The 18,823-nt window shown below is 40.1% G+C and carries 13 protein-coding genes and 1 pseudogene; 9 read left to right on the forward strand and 5 right to left on the reverse strand.

All coding sequences use genetic code 11. From position 1 onward, the window contains the following. Positions 1 to 255 precede the first annotated feature (255 nt). The 8 genes and pseudogenes from nagB to HMPREF0669_RS08760 all read left to right on the forward strand — a co-directional run bounded on the left by nagB (position 256) and on the right by HMPREF0669_RS08760 (position 11,360). Positions 256 to 1,041 (forward strand): glucosamine-6-phosphate deaminase, encoded by a 786-nt coding sequence (gene nagB, locus HMPREF0669_RS08725; RefSeq protein WP_009227829.1) that lies wholly within the window; start codon positions 256 to 258, stop codon positions 1,039 to 1,041. Positions 1,042 to 1,043: 2 nt separating this feature from the next. Further along, positions 1,044 to 3,035, forward strand: coding sequence for a glucosamine-6-phosphate deaminase (locus tag HMPREF0669_RS08730; RefSeq protein WP_009227828.1), 1,992 nt, complete (start codon positions 1,044 to 1,046; stop codon positions 3,033 to 3,035). 113 nt (positions 3,036 to 3,148) lie between these two features. Then, positions 3,149 to 4,237, forward strand: a complete 1,089-nt coding sequence (locus HMPREF0669_RS08735; RefSeq protein WP_009227827.1) for a phosphotransferase enzyme family protein — start codon at positions 3,149 to 3,151, stop codon at positions 4,235 to 4,237. Between the two features lie 13 nt (positions 4,238 to 4,250). After that, positions 4,251 to 4,904 (forward strand): carbohydrate-binding family 9-like protein, encoded by a 654-nt coding sequence (locus HMPREF0669_RS08740; protein WP_020967373.1) that lies wholly within the window; start codon positions 4,251 to 4,253, stop codon positions 4,902 to 4,904. 264 nt (positions 4,905 to 5,168) lie between these two features. Next, positions 5,169 to 7,859, forward strand: coding sequence for a 3'-5' exonuclease (locus HMPREF0669_RS08745; RefSeq protein WP_009227825.1), 2,691 nt, complete (start codon positions 5,169 to 5,171; stop codon positions 7,857 to 7,859). Between the two features lie 615 nt (positions 7,860 to 8,474). Further along, entirely contained in the window at positions 8,475 to 9,704 is a 1,230-nt protein-coding gene (locus HMPREF0669_RS08750; RefSeq protein WP_009227824.1) for a site-specific integrase, read from the forward strand. Between the two features lie 12 nt (positions 9,705 to 9,716). Next, positions 9,717 to 10,962, forward strand: a pseudogene (locus HMPREF0669_RS08755) (tyrosine-type recombinase/integrase). Further along, positions 10,959 to 11,360, forward strand: coding sequence for a hypothetical protein (locus HMPREF0669_RS08760; protein WP_009227822.1), 402 nt, complete (start codon positions 10,959 to 10,961; stop codon positions 11,358 to 11,360). The pseudogene HMPREF0669_RS08755 and the gene HMPREF0669_RS08760 overlap by 4 nt, the downstream one beginning before the upstream one ends. A gap of 373 nt (positions 11,361 to 11,733) precedes the next feature. Here the strand turns inward: HMPREF0669_RS08760 and HMPREF0669_RS08765 are convergent, their stop codons facing one another. From HMPREF0669_RS08765 to HMPREF0669_RS10150, 5 genes are all read right to left on the reverse strand, one after another. Further along, a complete protein-coding gene (locus HMPREF0669_RS08765) occupies positions 11,734 to 12,927 on the reverse strand; it encodes a YncE family protein (RefSeq protein WP_009227821.1) in 1,194 nt (397 codons plus the stop codon). A gap of 35 nt (positions 12,928 to 12,962) precedes the next feature. Then, positions 12,963 to 15,377 (reverse strand): TonB-dependent receptor, encoded by a 2,415-nt coding sequence (locus HMPREF0669_RS08770; protein WP_009227820.1) that lies wholly within the window; start codon positions 15,375 to 15,377, stop codon positions 12,963 to 12,965. Between the two features lie 4 nt (positions 15,378 to 15,381). Continuing rightward, a complete protein-coding gene (locus tag HMPREF0669_RS08775) occupies positions 15,382 to 16,017 on the reverse strand; it encodes a TetR/AcrR family transcriptional regulator (RefSeq protein WP_009227819.1) in 636 nt (211 codons plus the stop codon). A 183-nt stretch (positions 16,018 to 16,200) separates the two neighbouring features. Then, positions 16,201 to 16,500, reverse strand: coding sequence for a helix-turn-helix domain-containing protein (locus tag HMPREF0669_RS08780; protein ID WP_020967376.1), 300 nt, complete (start codon positions 16,498 to 16,500; stop codon positions 16,201 to 16,203). A 12-nt stretch (positions 16,501 to 16,512) separates the two neighbouring features. Further along, the gene (locus HMPREF0669_RS10150; RefSeq protein WP_020967377.1) at positions 16,513 to 16,815 is read right to left on the reverse strand and encodes a helix-turn-helix domain-containing protein; all 303 of its coding nucleotides are present in this window, start codon (positions 16,813 to 16,815) and stop codon (positions 16,513 to 16,515) included. A 481-nt stretch (positions 16,816 to 17,296) separates the two neighbouring features. Here HMPREF0669_RS10150 and HMPREF0669_RS08790 point away from each other — a divergent pair, with 481 nt between their 5' ends. Continuing rightward, entirely contained in the window at positions 17,297 to 18,733 is a 1,437-nt protein-coding gene (locus HMPREF0669_RS08790; RefSeq protein ID WP_020967378.1) for a VapE domain-containing protein, read from the forward strand. The last annotated feature ends 90 nt before the right edge of the window (positions 18,734 to 18,823 follow it).

The following is an 18,823-nucleotide window of genomic DNA, read 5'->3' on the forward strand; positions in this document are numbered from 1 at the left end:
ACAACGAAATGTATAAAGAAATACGTTGAAAAAAGTATAAGAAAGGGAGAAAAGAGGTCGAAAAAACATAGTAGACAGCTTTTCTCCCTTGAACACATCAATTACTAAAGCATTTTAAGTGCAAGATGATATATAAATAGGTGTGTAACAATTAATATACACTTGGGTACAATAAAGCCTCAAGATTTGCGTATTTGTTAATGAAATAGAGATCAAATCAATAAATAAAATAATCAATAAAAACATATAAACGAAATGAGATTAATTATAGAAAAAGACTATGATGCGCTCTCGAAATGGGCAGCAGAGTATGTAATCAAAAGAATTAACGAATTTAATCCAACACCAGAACACCGCTTTGTATTGGGATTACCCACAGGTTCTTCTCCAATAGGAATGTACAAAGAACTTGTAAAAGCGTGCAAAGAAGGACGTGTTTCTTTCAAAAATGTAGTGACATTCAATATGGATGAGTACTGTGGATTACCAGAATCACATCCCGAAAGCTATCATTCTTTTATGGCAAACAATCTCTTTAATCACATAGATTGCCCCAAAGAGAATATCCATATCTTAAATGGTAACGCAGAAAACCTAGATGAAGAATGTGCAAGATACGAAGAAATGATTCGTCAAGCAGGTGGAGTTGATTTGTTCTTAGGTGGTATTGGTCCTGATGGACATATCGCATTTAACGAGCCTTGCTCTTCTCTTTCATCAAGAACACGTATTAAAACACTTACAAGTGACACGATAATAGCTAACTCTCGCTTCTTTGATAACGATGTAAACAAGGTTCCTAAGAATGCTTTAACAGTGGGTGTGGGAACTGTTCTTGATGCTCGTGAAGTGTTGATCCTAGTAAATGGTCACAATAAAGCACGTGCTTTGCAAGCTGCAGTTGAAGGTCCTGTAACTCAAATGTGGACTATCAGCGCACTACAACTACATCAACATGGTATTATAGTATGTGATGAAGCTGCAACAGACGAATTAAAAGTGGGAACTTACAAATACTTTAAAGATATAGAAAGGAAATAATTATGAGATTAGATTTATGTTCTCAGATCGCATTAAACAGCGTTCCTGAAGAATTCTACAATCCAAAAACTGCCGTAGAACGCTCTGAAATAACCCGTTTAGAGAAACTCTCAACAGATATCTACACTTCTCCTGAACGTGGAGCACAAGCAATTGTAGACGTAATAGAGCAAGAAATAAAACAAAAATACCAAGAAGGACGTCACTGTGTGCTAGGTCTTGGCACTGGAGTATCACTCACTCCAGTATTCAATGAGCTCATTCGTCGTCACAAAGAAGAAGGACTAAGCTTTAAAAATGTTATTGTTTTCAATGCTTATGAATACTTCCCATTGAATAAAGACTCACAAAATAGCACTCTAAATCAATTAAGAAAAAGATTGTTAGATCACATCGACATTGAAGAAAAGAATATCTTTGCACCCGATGGAACAATCTCTCAAGATGAAGTTCAGCAGTATTGCCGTCTTTATGAGCAAAATATTCAGAAGCAAGGTGGTATTGATATTATGCTACTTGGAATTGGTAGAAATGGTAATATCGCAACAAACGAACCAGGAAGTGCATTAACTTCGCCTACACGTTTAATCCTTGTAGGTGCAACTTCACGCTCAGAAATGTCGATGAGCTTTGGAAATAACGAGCAAGTTCCACCTTGTTCTATTACAATGGGTATCGAAACCATTCTTTCTTCACGTCGTATTTTCATCACAGCGTGGGGAGAAGAGAAGGCAGAAATAATTCAAAAGACTGTAGAAGGAAAGATAATAGACAGCGTTCCCGCTTCTTTCTTACAATCACACAATGCAACTAAGGTTGTAGTTGATTTGGCTGCGGCAGGTCAACTCACACGAATTGTGCATCCATGGCTAGTTTCTTCATGCGAATGGACCGACAAATTGGTTCGTTCTGCATTGGTTTGGCTTTGCTTAAAGATAAATAAACCATTGTTGAAATTAACTAATAAGGATTATAATGAGAATGGTTTAAGTGAATTATTGGCACTTTATGGATCTGCATACAATGCTAATATAAAGGTATTCAATGACCTTCAACATACAATTACAGGCTGGCCAGGTGGTAAACCCAATGCAGATGATACCAATAGACCTGAAAGAGCCAATCCATTCCCAAAGAAAGTGATTGTATTCTCACCACACCCTGACGACGATGTAATATCAATGGGTGGTACATTAAGACGCTTAGTTCAACAAGGACACGATGTTCATGTAGTGTTTGAAACAAGTGGAAACATTGCAGTTGGTGATGAAGAAGTGACACGTTTCATGCATTTTATTAATGGATTCAATCAACTTTTTGCTGATAGTAAAGACGAAGTCATCAATAATAAGTATCAAGAAATCAAAAAGTTCCTAGCTAATAAGAAAGAAGGCGACCTCGATACACGTGATGTTCTCACCATAAAAGGTCTTATTAGACGTGGAGAAGCAAGAACAGCATCAACATTTAACGACATTCCACTTGATCATGTACACTTCTTAGACTTACCTTTCTATGAATCAGGAAAGATTGAAAAGCTTGAAATGGGAGAGCAAGACGTGCGCATTGTACAAGCTTTATTACAAGAAGTACAACCACATCAGATTTATGTTGCAGGCGACTTGGCAGACCCACACGGCACACATAGAAAGTGTACTAATGCTGTTTTCGCTGCAGTTGATGAGGAAAAGAAAGCAAATGCATCATGGCTTAATGACTGTAGAATATGGATGTATCGTGGAGCATGGGCTGAATGGGAAATCGAAAACATTGAGATGTGTGTGCCAATGAGCCCTGAAGAGCTTAGAGCAAAGCGCAATGCGATCCTTAAACACGCATCTCAGATGGAGAGTGCACCATTCCTTGGCAACGATGAAAGATTGTTCTGGCAACGTTCTGAGGCTCGAAACAGAGCAACAGCAGAGCTTTATGATAAGCTAGGTTTGGCTTGTTACGAAGCGATGGAAGCATTTGTTGAATACAAACCACTATAATTCTGAAATAGTAAATTAGAGAGATTCAGAGGGTAATGCGTAGACTCTTTATGTAAGAAAAGCTACGCTTACCCTTTGTCTTTTTATAAACCGAAATATAAGAACATCACATTATGGATTTTAATGCAATTTTATCTCACTTCATTATTACTGGAGAAGTGCAAGAAGTGAAGCCTTTAGGTAATGGTTTGATTAACGATACATATTTAGTTGAAACCATTTCCGATGAGACTCCCAATTATGTACTACAGCGAATCAATAATGATATTTTTCAAGATGTAGATCTTCTTCAGCATAATATTGAAGTTGTTACAAAGCATATACGTCAGAAACTTACAGAGAAAGGAGAAAAAGACCTTGAAAGAAAGGTTCTTTCTTTTGTACCAAGTAATGAAGGAAAAACCTACTATTGTGATGAACAAGGGAAATATTGGCGTATTTCTGTGTTTATAAAAGGTGCTACAAGCAAAGAAGCTGTTGATGAAGATTCTGCTTATTATGCAGGACTTGCGTTCGGAGAGTTTCAAAACTATCTTGTAGATGTGCCCGAAACACTTGGCGAAACCATTCCCGATTTCCACAATATGGAATTCCGTATGAAGCAGTTAAACGATGCTATCGAGTCAAATCCAAAGCAACGTTTGGCTGAAGTACAAGACCTTGTAGACTATATCCATAGCAAAGCAGATGAAATGTGTAAAGCAGAACAGCTTTATAGAGAAGGACTTCTTCCTAAACGAGTTTGTCATTGTGACACAAAAGTAAACAACATGCTTTTTGATGAGCAAGGAAATATCCTTTGTGTTATCGACCTTGACACCGTAATGCCAAGCTTTGTATTCTCTGATTATGGCGACTTTTTGCGTACAGGAGCTAACTTTGTTGCAGAGGATGAACCCGATTTAAGCAAAGTAGGATTCAATGAGCCTATCTTCCAAGCCTTCACTAAGGGCTATTTAGAAAGTGCTGGCAACTTTCTTACAGACGTTGAGATTAGCAATTTGTCGTATGCTGTGTCGCTATTTCCATTCATGCAATGTGTAAGATTCTTGACAGACTATATCAATGGCGATGTTTATTTCAAAACGAAGTACGAAAATCACAATCTTGTGCGTGCTCTTAATCAGCGTGCTTTGTATGATAGTGTGCTTGAACACAAGGCATCCATGGATGATTTTATCAACAAACACAGAAAACACTAAGCAGTTAAAACTTATGAAGAAATTAGCAATTAAGAAACTAGACCTCAGCAATGTCAATGCAAAAGACATTCCAGCATTGTTTGATCAGAATGAAATTCCATTCGAAAACATCGATTGTGTCAATTGGAAAGCAGAGTTTCCCTATGCTCCAAACGTACAATTTAGAATGGCTTATACTAGCAATAGCATTCTTCTTCACTATGTTGTTGAAGAAGAACACATACGAGCTGTAGCCGAAGAAGACAATGGCAAGGTGTGGGAAGATGCTTGTTGCGAGTTCTTCTGTTCCCCTGTTGCCGACAGTACCTATTATAATATAGAGTGTAACTGTGCGGGAACAGTGTTGGTTGGCTTTGGAAGTGGACGTGAAAATCGCACACTTGCGCCTGTTGGAGTGATGAAAGGAATTAAGCGTTGGTCATCATTAGGCGACCAATCATTCGACACTAAGCCTGCAACAGGTCAGTGGCAACTTGCTTTGGTTATTCCTTTCACAACCTTCTTTAAGCACGATGTACCCTCGTTAGATGCGCAAACCATTCGTGCTAACTTCTATAAATGTGGCGACAAACTACCCAAACCGCATTTTCTTTCATGGAATTCAATCGAACTTCCCAATCCAGATTTCCACTGTCCAGCATTCTTTGGCGAGGTAATCTGTAAGTAATAACAAAAAGGATGCTGTGCAACAAAATGCTGTACTGCATCCTTTTATTTTTTGAAAGAAAAGTTACTGTTTTGCAACTTAATAGCATTTTGTTTCCAATAGCAATGCTTTTAGGGGGCAAAAGCACCTCTTTTACGCTTCAAAATCAATGCTTTTGCAATGCCAACTCAATGCTATTGCAGAGCGAAGTCACCACCACTGATAATCAATGAGATAGATTTTCAGAGACACATACATTTCAATTAGATTTTATTTCTCGAGCCTATGAATACTTCTTTCATACCAGATAGCGACCAACAGCGTGTTATCGACATCGAAGAAGGCGACGCTTTGGTGTTTGCTCCGCCTGGATGTGGAAAGACACAGATACTTACTTTGCGTCTACAAAAAGCACTTTTACATGGTGTTCGTCCGCAAGATATGCTCTGTTTAACATTCACAAACCGAGCAGCACGAGGCATGTTAGAACGTATTCAGAGCAATATCGACTTGCCACAAGCCCTCGAAGTGTTTGTAGGAAACGTGCATCGTTATTGTTCAAAGTTTCTTTTCGAAGAGAATATCATCCCTGCTGGCTCCTCAATTATCGACGACGATGATGCAATCTCCATTCTTTCTGGTTATTTAGAACAGGAAGAACAGGGCGTAAGTAGCAATCCAACGCTCCGCCGTTCCTATTTCTCTTGCGTTCAACTGGCCGCTTTCATCTTCCAATTAAAGAGCAATCACCCCAAAGAATTGCGCCTTCACCCCGATTGTATCACTGCCGAAGACGTCACAGCATTGCGCTATTTGTGCCAACAATTGCGCATAAACTTCTCCGCTTCGACCATGATTGACATCTTCGATCATAGTAAAAGATATGCCGATGCACTCGAAAATCCGCTGTTCGACTATGGTATGGCAAAGCTGTTAAAGTCGTTTTTCAAGCGAATAGACATTGCCAACTATTATGCAAGTTATAAAAATGAGAATCAGTTATACGATTTCGAAGACTTGTTGATGCTCACTTATAATGCTTACACCTCGCCTTCTGCCAACGAATATCGTCATTATTCGTGGGTACAAATCGACGAAGTGCAAGACTTAAACGCTTTGCAATTGGCCATTATTGATGCCATCACCACCAAAGAGCAACGTTCTGTGGTGTATTTAGGCGACGAACAGCAAGCCATCTTTTCGTTTATGGGAGCCAAATTAAGTACTCTTTCAGTACTAAAAGAGCGTTGCAAAGGGCACATTTACCATTTACACACCAACCACCGAGCACCCTCTTATTTGGTAAAAGTGCTCAACACCTTCGCCCAACATCAGCTACATATCGCCCCAGAGTTACTTCCTTCTACCCTAAAAGAAACCCAACAAATAGGCGATGAACTAAAGATTATCACCTCAGGAACGTTAGAAGAGGAGCTAAGAGACACCGCCTTGTTGGCTCAAAAACTACTCAACGATCACCCAAACGAAACCACTTCGATTATAGTTAGCTCGAATGCCGATGCCGATAAGATAAGCGAAGAGTTGAAAACTCAACATATTCCGCATTTTAAAGTGTCGGGACAAGATTTGTTTTCCACTCCACTTGTCAAGTTGTTAATAGCTCATTTAGGCGTAATTGCTAATGAACACAATTTCATTGCGTGGTCGAGAATATTGAAAGGACTCAAAATTTTCAGTACCAATGCAGCCTCTCAGCGTTTCGTTCGCTTGTTAAATGAACGGGCAATAAGCGTTTCCGACCTACTAAACGATGCGCCTTCAACCTACGTTGAACGCTTTGTTCGCCACTATGAACAAGACACTTTGGTGGTGTTCGACACCGAAACAACGGGCTTAAACGTGTTAGAAGACGACATTGTGCAGATTGCAGCCGTGAAAATAGCAAAGGGAAAGGTACTCGAAAACGAGCGTTTCGAAATTTTTATCGACACCAAACGACCCATTCCTGCAATGCTTGGCGACATCGAAAATCCACTTATCGAAGAAATCAAAAAGCACACTTTGCACACACCAGCAGAGGCTTTGGCTCGCTTTATGGAGTATATTGATGGCGCAATGCTCGTTGGTCACAACGCAACATACGATTATCAAATTCTTTATAACAATCTTTTAAGATATCTACCTCAATACACTTTCTTGCAAAAGCATTCTTCTTACATCGATACATTAAAGCTTACACGCCTTCTTCAGCCCTCTTTGAAGAACTATAAGCTCAAGAATTTGTTGCAAGAGTTTCAACTTGAGGGGCAAAACACGCACCTTGCCGATGCCGATGTGCATGCCACTGTTGGATTGGTGCATTTTTGTTATCAACAGAGCGTAGAGAAGTTAAAAGGGCAAAGTGAGTTCCTTGCCCACCCAAAGGTCGATGCAAAGGTTCAAAAGTTAAAGAGATTGTATGGCGATATTTATCGTCAGGCACAGCAAGAGCTATGGAAAAAGCAAGACACAACGCAATCTTCTGCCCTCATTTCGCAACTTGTTTGGTTCTATAATCAAGTGGTTGAGGCAGAAATAATGAAGCCTTTGAGTGCAACCGAATACGTATTTAATTATATTGAGAATGAGATGGTAGACAAACACGCAGAGAATTGTTTAGCGCAACAGTTGTTTTTGCATGTAAATGAAATTGCAACTCTGAAAGAAGCCGACCTTTGTGGTAGTTCAATTATTCATGAAAAGATTTTTATCAGCACCATTCATAAGGCAAAAGGACTCGAGTTTGACAATGTAATTGTGTATGATGTAGCCGAAGGACGCTATCCCAATTACTTCATAAAGGATAACCCAGAGCTGGTATTAGAAGACGCACGCAAGTTCTATGTCGCTCTTTCTCGAGCACGAAAACGACTTTGGATGATTTATGCCTCAACCAAAATAGGCTATTATAACAATCCCACTCCACGCTATCTCACACGTTTCATGAATTCAATAGCATCGCTATTCGGATCTTAATCAACAAGATAGAGCAAATAAAAGAACGAAAATAAAATCTTAATTCAGCACTACTACGATTTCTTTTTATTGAGATTATTCCTCATTTCCTTTCCATTTTAGCCCCTTTATACGTCCTTTGATGTGTAATGATAACATGCATGTTTTCTACTTGCTAGCCTAAAAGTAGGTAAAAGCACTGCCCTCATCTATCTTTCTTTCCCCTTTTTCTCTTCAATTTGTAGCCGTTCCATTGCAACAGATTTGACATTGCAAAACAATATCATTGCTTTTGCACTCTAATCTCAATGCTATTGCACCCTAAAAGCATAGCTATTGCAATGTAACTAATTAATGAAAAAGAAGAGATATCGAAGCTGATGTAAACTAACTGATAATGAGAGAGAAACGAAATGATTTGCATAATACTGCTCTGTTTGTAAAGGGCAGGAATATGCAGATTTAGGCAGAAGTTCAGTTACCAGAGCGTTACCTTGTTTTGATGTAGGTAACGATGGTATAGCATTCGGTAACTGAATTATTTTCGCTAGTGTGGCTGTTGCTTTGGTCAGCAGTTTTCTGCGTATGTGAGGAACGCTTTAATTCGGGTAATTTTGCCCACAAATATTAAAGCGTATGAAAACAGAGAAAATGAAGGTGTTGCTCTACCTTAAAAAGAGCGGGCTTGACAAATCGGGGAAAGCTCCGATTATGGGACGTATTACCATTGGGCGTTCCATTGCCCAGTTCAGTTGTAAACTCTCCTGCAATCCTGACTTATGGAATTCACGTGAGAGCAGAATGGATGGCAAGAGCCGTGAGGCGGTAGAAATTAATGGGAGATTGGAGAATCTGTTGCTTTCCATTCAATCTGCCTATCAGTCGCTAATTGCCAAAGGACAGCCATTTGATGCAACTGATGTAAAGGAACTGTTTCAAGGCAGTGTACAGGCAAGATGTATGCTTATCGAGAGGCTGGATATGCTCATCAAGGAGAAGGAAAGCCATATCGGTATAGACATCAAGGAAGGGTCTATGTACGCCTATCATTCCACTCGGAAACGATTACAGGAGTTCATTCAGAGGAGGTATCATGTTTCGGATTTGGCTTTCTCGCAGCTTACAGAAAGCTTTATCTATGAGTTGCAGGCGTTCTGTCTCGGTGATCTCGGTCATCAGCAAAGCACATTTTTCAGAGTTGCAGCAGATTTGAAGACCGTCTGCAGGCTAGCTTATCGTGAGGGGTTGGCTGATACGCTTCTGTTTGACAAAGTCCATATAGAACGGGGAGACAAGAAAGCGCCCAAGACTCTCGACCAAGAAGCATTGGACAAGTTGAAGGCACTCCGTTTTGATGAATTGGAAGAAGAAATGGAAACCGCTCGTGATGTGTTTCTCTTCGCCTGTTATACCGGTGCAGCCTATTGTGATTTGATAGAACTAAGCAAGAAGCATCTTATCCGTGACGATGAGGATTGTCTTTGGTTAAAGTTCAACCGACAGAAGACAGGTGTGCTTTGTCGTATCAAGCTATTGCCCGAAGCAGTTCAATTAATACAGAAAATGCACAGCGATGAAAGGGAAACACTGATCCCTTACTTCAAATATTCCACTTATCAGTCCTGTCTCAAAGCCTTGCGATTACGGTCAGACATTTCTTTTCCCTTTACTACGCACACTGCAAGGCATACCTTTGCCACACTTATCACATTGGAGCAGGGCGTACCTATTGAAACGGTGAGCAAGATGCTCGGACATACGAACGTAAGTATGACCGAACGTTATGCAAAAGTAATACCGCAGAAACTCTTTGAGGAGTTTAACCGTTTCCTTTCTTTCACCGAAGATTTGCGTTTAACCATTTAACCAAGATTTTTTATGAGAAGTACATTTAAGATACTGTTCTATATCAACAGACAGAAAATAAAGGCAGACGGCAAGACCGCCATTCTCTGCCGTATCACCATAGACGGAAAAAGCATCGCCATTACCACAGGCGAGCAGTGCAAATCCTCCGAGTGGAATAGCCGACAGGGACTGACAACCGACAAGAAAACCAATCAAAGAATCGGCGAGTTCAAAGAACTTGTAGAAAAGACCTATCAGGAGATATTGATAAAGGACGGAGTGGTAAGTGTGGAACTGCTTAAAAACCGTTTGCAGAGGATAGCCACCATGCCGACAACACTTCTTGCCATGAGCAAAGCAGAACTGCAATCCGTTAAAGAGTGCGTGGGCAAATCGAGAGTTGAGGGAACCTATCAGAATCTTCTCTATTCAGATAAGTTACTTACGGAATTTGTAAAGGATAAGGGAATGACGGATATAGTCATAGCCACTATAACGGAAGACTTGTTTGAAGAATACCGTTTCTATCTGAAAAGACGAGGCTTGGCATCAGCAACCATGAATCGTTATCTTTGTTGGCTGAGTAGGCTGATGTATCGTGCGGTCAGCCATAGGCTCATTCGTTGCAATCCTTTTGAGAATGCCAAGTATGAGAAAGCGGAACAGAAGATACGCTTTCTGCAAAAGAGCGATGTTGCCAAACTCATGGCATTGAGAGTAATTGATAAGGAAGCAGAACAAGCAAGGCGGATATTTATCTTCTCATGCTTTACGGGCTTGGCTATTGCTGATATGGAACATTTGCAATTTGGACACATTCAAACGGCAGCCGACGGACAGAAATATATCCGAAAAGAACGGCAGAAGACAAAGGTGGAGTTTGTTGTGCCCCTGCACCCGATAGCGGAGGCCATCATCGATCAATGTAAGGAAGAACTACCCAGCATGAAAGAAATGCAGACAGTGAAAGAAAAAGGTTGACGACTTTATCTTTCACTGTGCTTGTAGCCGTAGCGTGATGAGTGCAAAGCTGAGCATCGTGGGAAAGGCTTGCGGTATCAGAGAACGGTTGTCCTATCATATGGCAAGGCACACTTTCGGTACAATGAGTTTAAGTGCAGGGATACCCATCGAGAGCATTGCCAAGATGATGGGGCACGCCTCCATATCAAGCACCCAAATCTATGCACAGGTGACGGACAATAAGATTTCTGAGGATATGGATAGGTTGATAAGGAAACATCAGACAAAGGAAACGAAGGAGGAAGCCGTATGAATACCTATCACTATCAAACTAAAAAAGACCGTAGCTATTTCGAGTGGGGCGACAATATGCAAATCATTCGCAAAGGCAAAGGTAAAATCGCCATGACAGAGAGCGAACTGGTAGATTTCTTCGGTGTAACATGGAGGAAGCTCAACCATCGTCTGCAACTTCTACTAAAAGTCTCTCCCCTGCAACCCGACGAAAGGGATACAGGGGAGCAGGAAGTCTACGTGAACGGACGACTGCGAGGTTATGCTCCGCTTTATCCACTCACAATCATCATCGCCTTGTCTTATCAATTGGACAGTACGGAAGCACACTTCTTCAGGAAACATGTATGTCAGAGATTGCAGAAACCTACATCCATAATAACACCGATATTCTTAATAGGAAAGACGGATACCTGATGATTATATTTTCTTTTTCTTTCATTGATTATATCTTACTACATAACTACAATAAGGTATAATACGTTGAAAGAAAAAGGATTAAAAATTTTTATTGATATACGAATATTCTTTCAATTATTTACTACGCTACTACAAAAAAAAGATTTTTATTAAAACTGAATTGACAGTGTATAAAAACTAAAAGCACAACCATGAGAATTTATAGTTTATAACACATAAACTAAAAGAGCCGTATCAAACCCTATAATGAGTAACGATACAGCTCTTTTCCTTGTTTTGAGGAGGTTAAAGTTTCTAATCAAGAAGTTCACATTCTTTTAGATGTTGGGGTTATGTCCCAATAAATATCATAAGTAATATTCTATTACAACTATTTAAGCTCATGCAACATATAGGGTGCTCCGGAAACCTTTACCTTCAATTTTTCATAGCTTCCATCTTTCATGTGATAGACAAAATAACCCGTACCTTGGTCTGTTGACATGCCGAAGATGATGTCATTGCCCGACTTGCAAATGGATGCCGCCCAGCCTGTAGTTCCTGAGAAGTTCATCTTCTTGCAAGTCTTATCATAGAGATTAATCTCAAAAGGCTGGAACGATTTATCATGAACGTAATCAGGTGGGTTGCTTGCTGCCCCAGGAATATTTAGGTATCCATAAACCTTTCCGTTTCCACCATATACCTTATTATAGGCATATGAAGTTTTACCTCCTTTTACACCATCCAGATTTACATCTGCAAGGGTAAAGCAATAAGACTTGTCAAACTCCTGTTCTCCCTTCTTAATGCGCAAGAAGCCTTCCTTTGCCCCCTTCTGATAACCGAACATTCCTACGCAATAGAAATAAATATCACCCTTCTCGTCCACAAACGGATCACCAGCAGGTGTTCCACTGGACGACATCGTGACGCGACTGTCACTAATAAGTTTTATTGGCTTGTCTGTTTTCGTGTCAATTAATGCAACATAGGCTCCAGTTTCGCAAGAATAAGCAGACTTCATTTGATTCAGAGACACATATAAAATTCCATCTCTGATAACAGAGGCACACGGTTCAGGATTATTGTCACCAGAGGACTTTCCCAAGGAATAGTCGGATAAGTCTATTTCTCCTGTCTTCGTCATTGAGGATGGGTCAATAATCCACACCTTTCCTATACCAAGGCAAGAAACATATGCCTTCTTATTGGATGCGACCGTGATGTACGTTGCCTTAGCACCACTTGGAAAAACCATAGTTGTGCCCTCTTGGACGAGATTGCCATCTTTTGGTGCATATTTGTAGAGGTGTTCCGTGTCAGTCACATATACCTTGCCACCATGCACAAATGAAAATGCACCCTTGGCAAACACCAAAGCATTGTCCGTATTGAGCGAACCAGCTGTCAAGTCTTTGAACAGACTGACATATGTGTTCTCTCCAATATTCACGCTATGCACAAATCCTGCCTCGGACTTTGTTGGTGGCGTTGGAGGAACATCTGGAGTGTCTTTACTACATGAGGAAAGACCTGATAACACAAGCAGCGCCGTGGCTGCGACTAAGAAATAATGTTTCATTTTGACTATAAATTTTTGAAATTAATAATAAGAATTTACATACTCATAGCTCCTCCTGAGACTTTGTCTCGGAACAGATTAAAACGCAATTTGGCCTTAAAGGTTCTGCCTTGCAGTGGCATTTTGAATTCCATGTAGTTCTCTTTGTCAAAAATATTTTCGACCTCGAAACTCAGAGAAACATTGTTATGCCAAAATGACTGTTGAAGCCCTATGGTAAACACATCGTTGGAAGGAATGATCCATTTCTTTCGTTGGTCGGGCAGTGTGCTCATTTGCCAGCCCCAATCGAATTCTCCGACATGAGAAATATCAACATAAACCCTGGACAACTCCGTCTTTCCCAACAAACCTTCAACGTGATATTCCATGCCATAGTTGTAATAGAATGAAGGTATGTTGGGAACATGCTTGTCATACGTAGGATTATCCGAACCTTTCTCATCGTTTAACCATTTTTGACGGTCTCGAATGTCCTGCAATGTAAGATTAAAGTATGCATAGACGTTTGGGGTTATATCTACCTTTAAGTCAGTATCGAAACCAAGCGTACTTGTCTTTCCTAAGTTTATGTATATGGAACGGATGTCAGCGGGGAAAAGTCTTATCATATTCTTCATATACATATAATAAAAATTTGTTTCCCATTGCACACGAGTAAGCCCCAATAGATTTCTCTTGTCCATGATGAGCCCAATGTTCAAATTATCTCCAACTTCTGGCTGAAGATTTACAGAAGGTTTGATACTCATTCCGTTTCCGAACAATTCTCCCGTATCAGGAATTCTCACATTGTGTGAAAACGAGATTTTTCCCCTCACACCTTTCCACAATTCATAGCTAAGCCCTTCGCTAAAGCCATAATACGTTTTGTTCACGTTGGTCTGTTTGGGAGCGAATACGCTTTCTGTATTGTCTTTTGACAAAGCATCGCTTGTTCTATAGATTTTTGACTTCAGATAATAGATGCTTATTGTCAAGGAATTCTGAAAGCGATTATTAGAAGAAGCAAACAAATAACTTAGTCCGATGTTGTTTGAAGTCATTTTGCTGGGAAATGAACTGGGGTCGAAGCCAAGGTATTCATTCATACGATCGTCCTTAGGTCTATAGTCTGAGAATACGAATTGATCATTCAGATTGAAAGTATGTCGTCCAAGTGTATATTTCAAGTTAAATTTATTTCGCAACTCAAATTGCCGGTCATGGGACTCGTTGAAAAGATTATCCTCTGTCTCCCCATTAGCTGGCGTGACCGTCCCATTCCATTGCGTTCTTGTAGTTGCCGTATCCGTCATGTTAGAACGTATGATGGGAACAACAAGTGTGTTTTTCAGCTCCAAATCTTTGAAAATGAAATTTTTCTTCTCCATATTCAAAGTAGGCATAATATTAAGACTTTTTGTATAGGCATATCGAGAGTCAAAGTTGAGAGACTGTATGCCTTTCTTATTCCTGTAAAAAGCACATTCCAAATCCAGTTTGTCGAAGTATTGCTTTCTAAAACCTATGCCTACATGATAGAATTCTGCGTTATAATAGTCATTGTTTCGTCTCACCTTTCTGTATTCAGAAGCAGGTAGATTAGTCTCAAACACTGGCCATGACATCATATAATTGTTCTTGGATTTGTTCTTGAAGAAAGCAATATTGAATAATATTCCAGATTTTGCAAAAAGCTTCTGGGCACTTGCAAGTGTCTTGAATGTCCCGAATGATGCCAATTCCTGCGTAAAACCCACTAGGTCACATTCATCCTCTCGTGTCACTATGTTGATAGCACCACCAAGTCCATCACCGCCATATTCTGCAGGAACGATTCCTTTGTACACCTCTATGTACTTAATAACATCAATCGGAATATCATTGATGTCGAAAGAACCATCTGGACTGTTTAGTGGGAAGCCGTTGATATAAACTGCCACACGCTTACCTTCCAATCCATGGACAGATATACGCGATGCACTTCCTAATCCTCCGGTTTTTCTCACCTTGATACCTGACGTTCTAGTGAGTATTTCTTCTATTCCACTTGAGCGTCCTCGCAACTTTGATCCATCCACTACCGTTACAGCCATAGGACTTTGCCGGATATGGTTTATTTCAGCCTTTTGGGAGGAACCCCTTACCACGACTTCGTTAAGTGCGTTCGTAGATGTCTTCAAAAAAAAGTCTTTCGTGGTATTTCCTTCTGACACAACGACTTGCCTTACTCGTTTATATCCAACAAATGAAACCTCGACAATGTATATTCCATTGGAAGGAATATCAATTTGATAATTGCCTGTTTTATCAGAAACTGTTTTCTGTTTTATATTTTTGATTGATACGTATGCTCCAGATATCGGAAGTTTAGTTTCTTTATCTATGATTTTCCCACGTAATATATTTTGGGCAGACAAAACTGTTGTACACAAACACAGTATCGTTACGATGAATAATCTGTTCATAATCTTATTGATTAATGAGTTCTCGCCATCCTGCTGTATTATAGCGTATATATTCAGACAAAACCTGTTTTGCCTCTTCTTTACGGATTTCTGGATTTGAGACAATCTCTCCGACGATTGTTACCCATGTAGAAGAGGAAATCCGAAAGAATAGTGACGAAACTTTTGTTTGTATTTGTGGATAGACTTTTTGCATTTGGTCAATATATTCTTTACTTATTGCAACTTGTTCTTCGATAAAATTTTCACGGAAAAATTCTACAGAAGTACCTTTTGATTCAAAGAGCAATAACTTTAATTCTTCTTTATACAAGAAAATTATTTTAAGCGTTTCTCTTAGCAAATCTTTTTGACTTTGTATAGAGAAACGAAGTTTGTCTATTTTGTTGGGTTCTATGCGATAGGAGGACAGCCTTCCATCCAAGACAGCAAGTAAAGGCCTAAGGACAGCATAAAAAATATCATCTTTTGTCTTAAAATAATTGTATATATTACCTAAGACAACTCCTGATTTTGCAGAAATTGTTCGCATCGAAGTTTTTCTAAAACCATTTTTAATAAATTCATTGCGGGCAGCTGTGACAATTCTGTTTCTTATATCTTCTTTTAATATTTTCATTACTATTTTATTAACGGACATCGTTCAGTTTTGTTCATAAAAAAAAGCGTACTGTTAAAAAACAGTACGCTCCTTTTATTGTTGCCTTTATGCGGCTGTGTGATATTTTCATCATTAATTAATTTTGGATACAAAGGTATGGGAAGAATTCTATACTGGCAATACTTATTAATAGGTATTTTTAATCGAATTATAATACTAAATTCAAATGGACTTAAAATAGTAATTCTTCTCCAACATCCTTTCCAAGTCCGAAGCCTTATAGAGTATCTTCCCTGCAAATTGCGTGTAGGGAATAATCTTCCTGTCCCGATAGTCTTGCAACGTACGCGGGCTGATATACAGCCGATTGCATACTTCCTTACCTGTGAGGAAGTGCTCACCGCCAAAGAGCGGCTTGTGTGTCTGTGCTACTTCCTTAATTCTCTTGCTTACTCCGCTGATAGCGGACAGCACCACTTGCATATCGTCAGCCTCCATGTTCAAATCTCTTACCTGTTCCATAGTTCTCTTGTCTTATTTGTTGTTCTTGGATTTGTCTGTGTTTGATTTCACTGATTTGGTTTCCAATAATCCTTCCACATCCTCACGCTTGTAATAGCACTTATGCCCGATTTGGGCAAAGGGCAAGACACCCGTATCACGATAGTGCTGCAAGGTGCGTTTGCTGATATTCAGCAGCTGGCACACATCGCCGTTGTGCAGCCAGTCCGTGTGCTTGCTTTTCTCTCCGAATGCCTTGTAGCAGCATTCCGCAAGGCTCAAGATTTCATCCCGAAGCTTTGCCCAATTGGTTTCCGTAATGATGTAATAGTTCATAATCATATTTTGTTATTGTTTATTGTTTGTTGTTTCAGGTCCTTCCTGTTTCCATCGGCAAAGGTAATGACGTGCGTACACCTCTCAAAGCCGTGAAGAACAACAGGGAAGGATCGGGAAGAATGAGGAAAAAGCAATCCACATCATCGGTTCGCATTTGCGTTTTCCTGCCCCGTCTTCTTCTTTTGTTGCAAAGACAATGCAAGCGAGTACAGAGGAAAGTTCACTTATCCTTTGCCGAGCGCAGCTTGTCTTATGCAAAATTAATATCGGGCATTTCTTATTCCATCACTTTTCATTCAAGTGGCAGTTGTGGCGCTATGACAAGGACAAAAGAGACAGATTGATGTTCTTGCCACTGCACAAATGAGGTTAATAAGGTAATCAAAGCAAAAGAGTGCATCTGAAAGCAAACAACGACATCCGTATTTCTACTAACCTATCTTTCCTGTCATCCGTTTTTTGCTTAATGAGGCGATAAATGCTCTTTTTAACAGCCTGTTTCCCTAAGAATTTTGCAGCAGACAGATGCAACATTATGCAAGAAGGCTTTGAATGCTTGGAAGTTACGCATTCTCACCCTAACTTCACTCTTGGAAACCAATTCAAGGAAATAATGAAAAAGAACGCAGATGCAGGCAATATAGATAACAGAAGAAATCCTCATCGCAGGGGTAGCTCATCCAAGAACGCAGAGATAGAAAACTACCTCTCCACACACTACGAGTTCAGATACAATACAGTATTGGGAAGAACCGAATACCGAAGTAGGAACAGCGGCATATATACAAAAGTCGGTCGTTATGAAATCAATACGCTCCGCAGGGAACTTGATTGCGATGAAGGCATAGCGACTTCCTCCGATAATCTCTACTCCATTATCGAGAGCAGCTTCTCTCCCCGTATCAATCCCGTGCAGGAGTATTTCAAAGCATTGCCACTGATTGATATAAGTGATAGCAGTAGCTGTGATGGTGAGAGTTTCAGGGATAGTAATGTACTTTACCTTTCACCAAAAGCGATTCTCGATTTGGCAAGCTGCGTTGTTGTCCGTAATTCTAACAAATGGTTGCCGTATCTTACCAAATGGCTTGTGGCGGTGGTCGCCAATGCGATGAACGACCGTGAGTGCCGCAACCATACCTGCCTTGTGCTGACAGGCGAGCAGGGCAAGTTCAAAACTACATTCTTGGATTTGCTCTGCCCGTCCAAACTGCACGGTTACAGCTATACGGGCAAGATATATCCACAAGAGAAGGATACACTTACTTATATCGGTCAGAACCTTATCGTAAATATAGATGACCAGCTCAAAGCTCTCAATAAGCGGGATGAGAACGAGCTGAAGAACCTCATTACCTGCCCGATGGTCAAGTACCGTATGCCGTATGACAAGTATGTAGAGGAGCATCCCCACTTGGCAAGCTTCGTGGCATCGGTGAACGGCAATGACTTTCTTACAGACCCTACAGGCAGCAGACGGTTTCTACCCTTTGAAGTGCTTTCCATAGATATTGAGAGAGCAAAAGCTATCTCGATGGACAATGTCTATGCGGAAGCCAAAGCCCTGTTAAAGTCAGGCTTTCGTTATTGGTTTGATGATGATGAGATTGCCGAACTATACAGAGAGAGTGAAGACTTTCAAGTACAGACTGCAGAGATGGAGCTTTTGTTGCGTTGTTTTGAAAAGCCAACGGAGGATGAAAGTTATTCGTTAATGACCACTACGGAGATACTCACTTATTTGGGTATTTATACCCACCAGCCACTTGTTGCCAAGCGGATGGGCGAAGCCTTGAAGAAAGCAGGATACATAAAGGTGAGCAAACGAAGAAACGGTGGTAGCCCCATCTATGTCTACAAGATTAGGAAAATCTTGCCATGTCCGCTCCTTCAAACTTGTAGTAGCCAAATGTAGTAGAATGTGTAGTATTGTCTTATACTACAAAGTAATACTGATTATCAATTACTTATCACAAAATAGTATGTAGTAAGAAGAAAGATGAAA

It is taken from the genome of Prevotella sp. oral taxon 299 str. F0039 (assembly GCF_000163055.2).
Lineage (GTDB): Bacteria > Bacteroidota > Bacteroidia > Bacteroidales > Bacteroidaceae > Prevotella.

Bases quoted from the DNA above. Each gene is read 5' to 3' on its own strand.
- HMPREF0669_RS08745 (WP_009227825.1), top strand. From the start codon at position 5,169: ATGAATACTTCTTTCATACCAGATAGCGACCAACAGCGTGTTATCGAC.
- HMPREF0669_RS10150 (WP_020967377.1), bottom strand. From the start codon at position 16,815: ATGAACTATTACATCATTACGGAAACCAATTGGGCAAAGCTTCGGGAT.
- HMPREF0669_RS08760 (WP_009227822.1), top strand. From the start codon at position 10,959: ATGAATACCTATCACTATCAAACTAAAAAAGACCGTAGCTATTTCGAG.
- HMPREF0669_RS08770 (WP_009227820.1), bottom strand. From the start codon at position 15,377: ATGAACAGATTATTCATCGTAACGATACTGTGTTTGTGTACAACAGTT.
- HMPREF0669_RS08750 (WP_009227824.1), top strand. From the start codon at position 8,475: ATGAAAACAGAGAAAATGAAGGTGTTGCTCTACCTTAAAAAGAGCGGG.
- HMPREF0669_RS08740 (WP_020967373.1), top strand. From the start codon at position 4,251: ATGAAGAAATTAGCAATTAAGAAACTAGACCTCAGCAATGTCAATGCA.
- HMPREF0669_RS08765 (WP_009227821.1), bottom strand. From the start codon at position 12,927: ATGAAACATTATTTCTTAGTCGCAGCCACGGCGCTGCTTGTGTTATCA.
- HMPREF0669_RS08775 (WP_009227819.1), bottom strand. From the start codon at position 16,017: ATGTCCGTTAATAAAATAGTAATGAAAATATTAAAAGAAGATATAAGA.
- HMPREF0669_RS08730 (WP_009227828.1), top strand. From the start codon at position 1,044: ATGAGATTAGATTTATGTTCTCAGATCGCATTAAACAGCGTTCCTGAA.
- HMPREF0669_RS08780 (WP_020967376.1), bottom strand. From the start codon at position 16,500: ATGGAACAGGTAAGAGATTTGAACATGGAGGCTGACGATATGCAAGTG.
- HMPREF0669_RS08735 (WP_009227827.1), top strand. From the start codon at position 3,149: ATGGATTTTAATGCAATTTTATCTCACTTCATTATTACTGGAGAAGTG.
- HMPREF0669_RS08790 (WP_020967378.1), top strand. From the start codon at position 17,297: ATGCTCTTTTTAACAGCCTGTTTCCCTAAGAATTTTGCAGCAGACAGA.
- nagB (WP_009227829.1), top strand. From the start codon at position 256: ATGAGATTAATTATAGAAAAAGACTATGATGCGCTCTCGAAATGGGCA.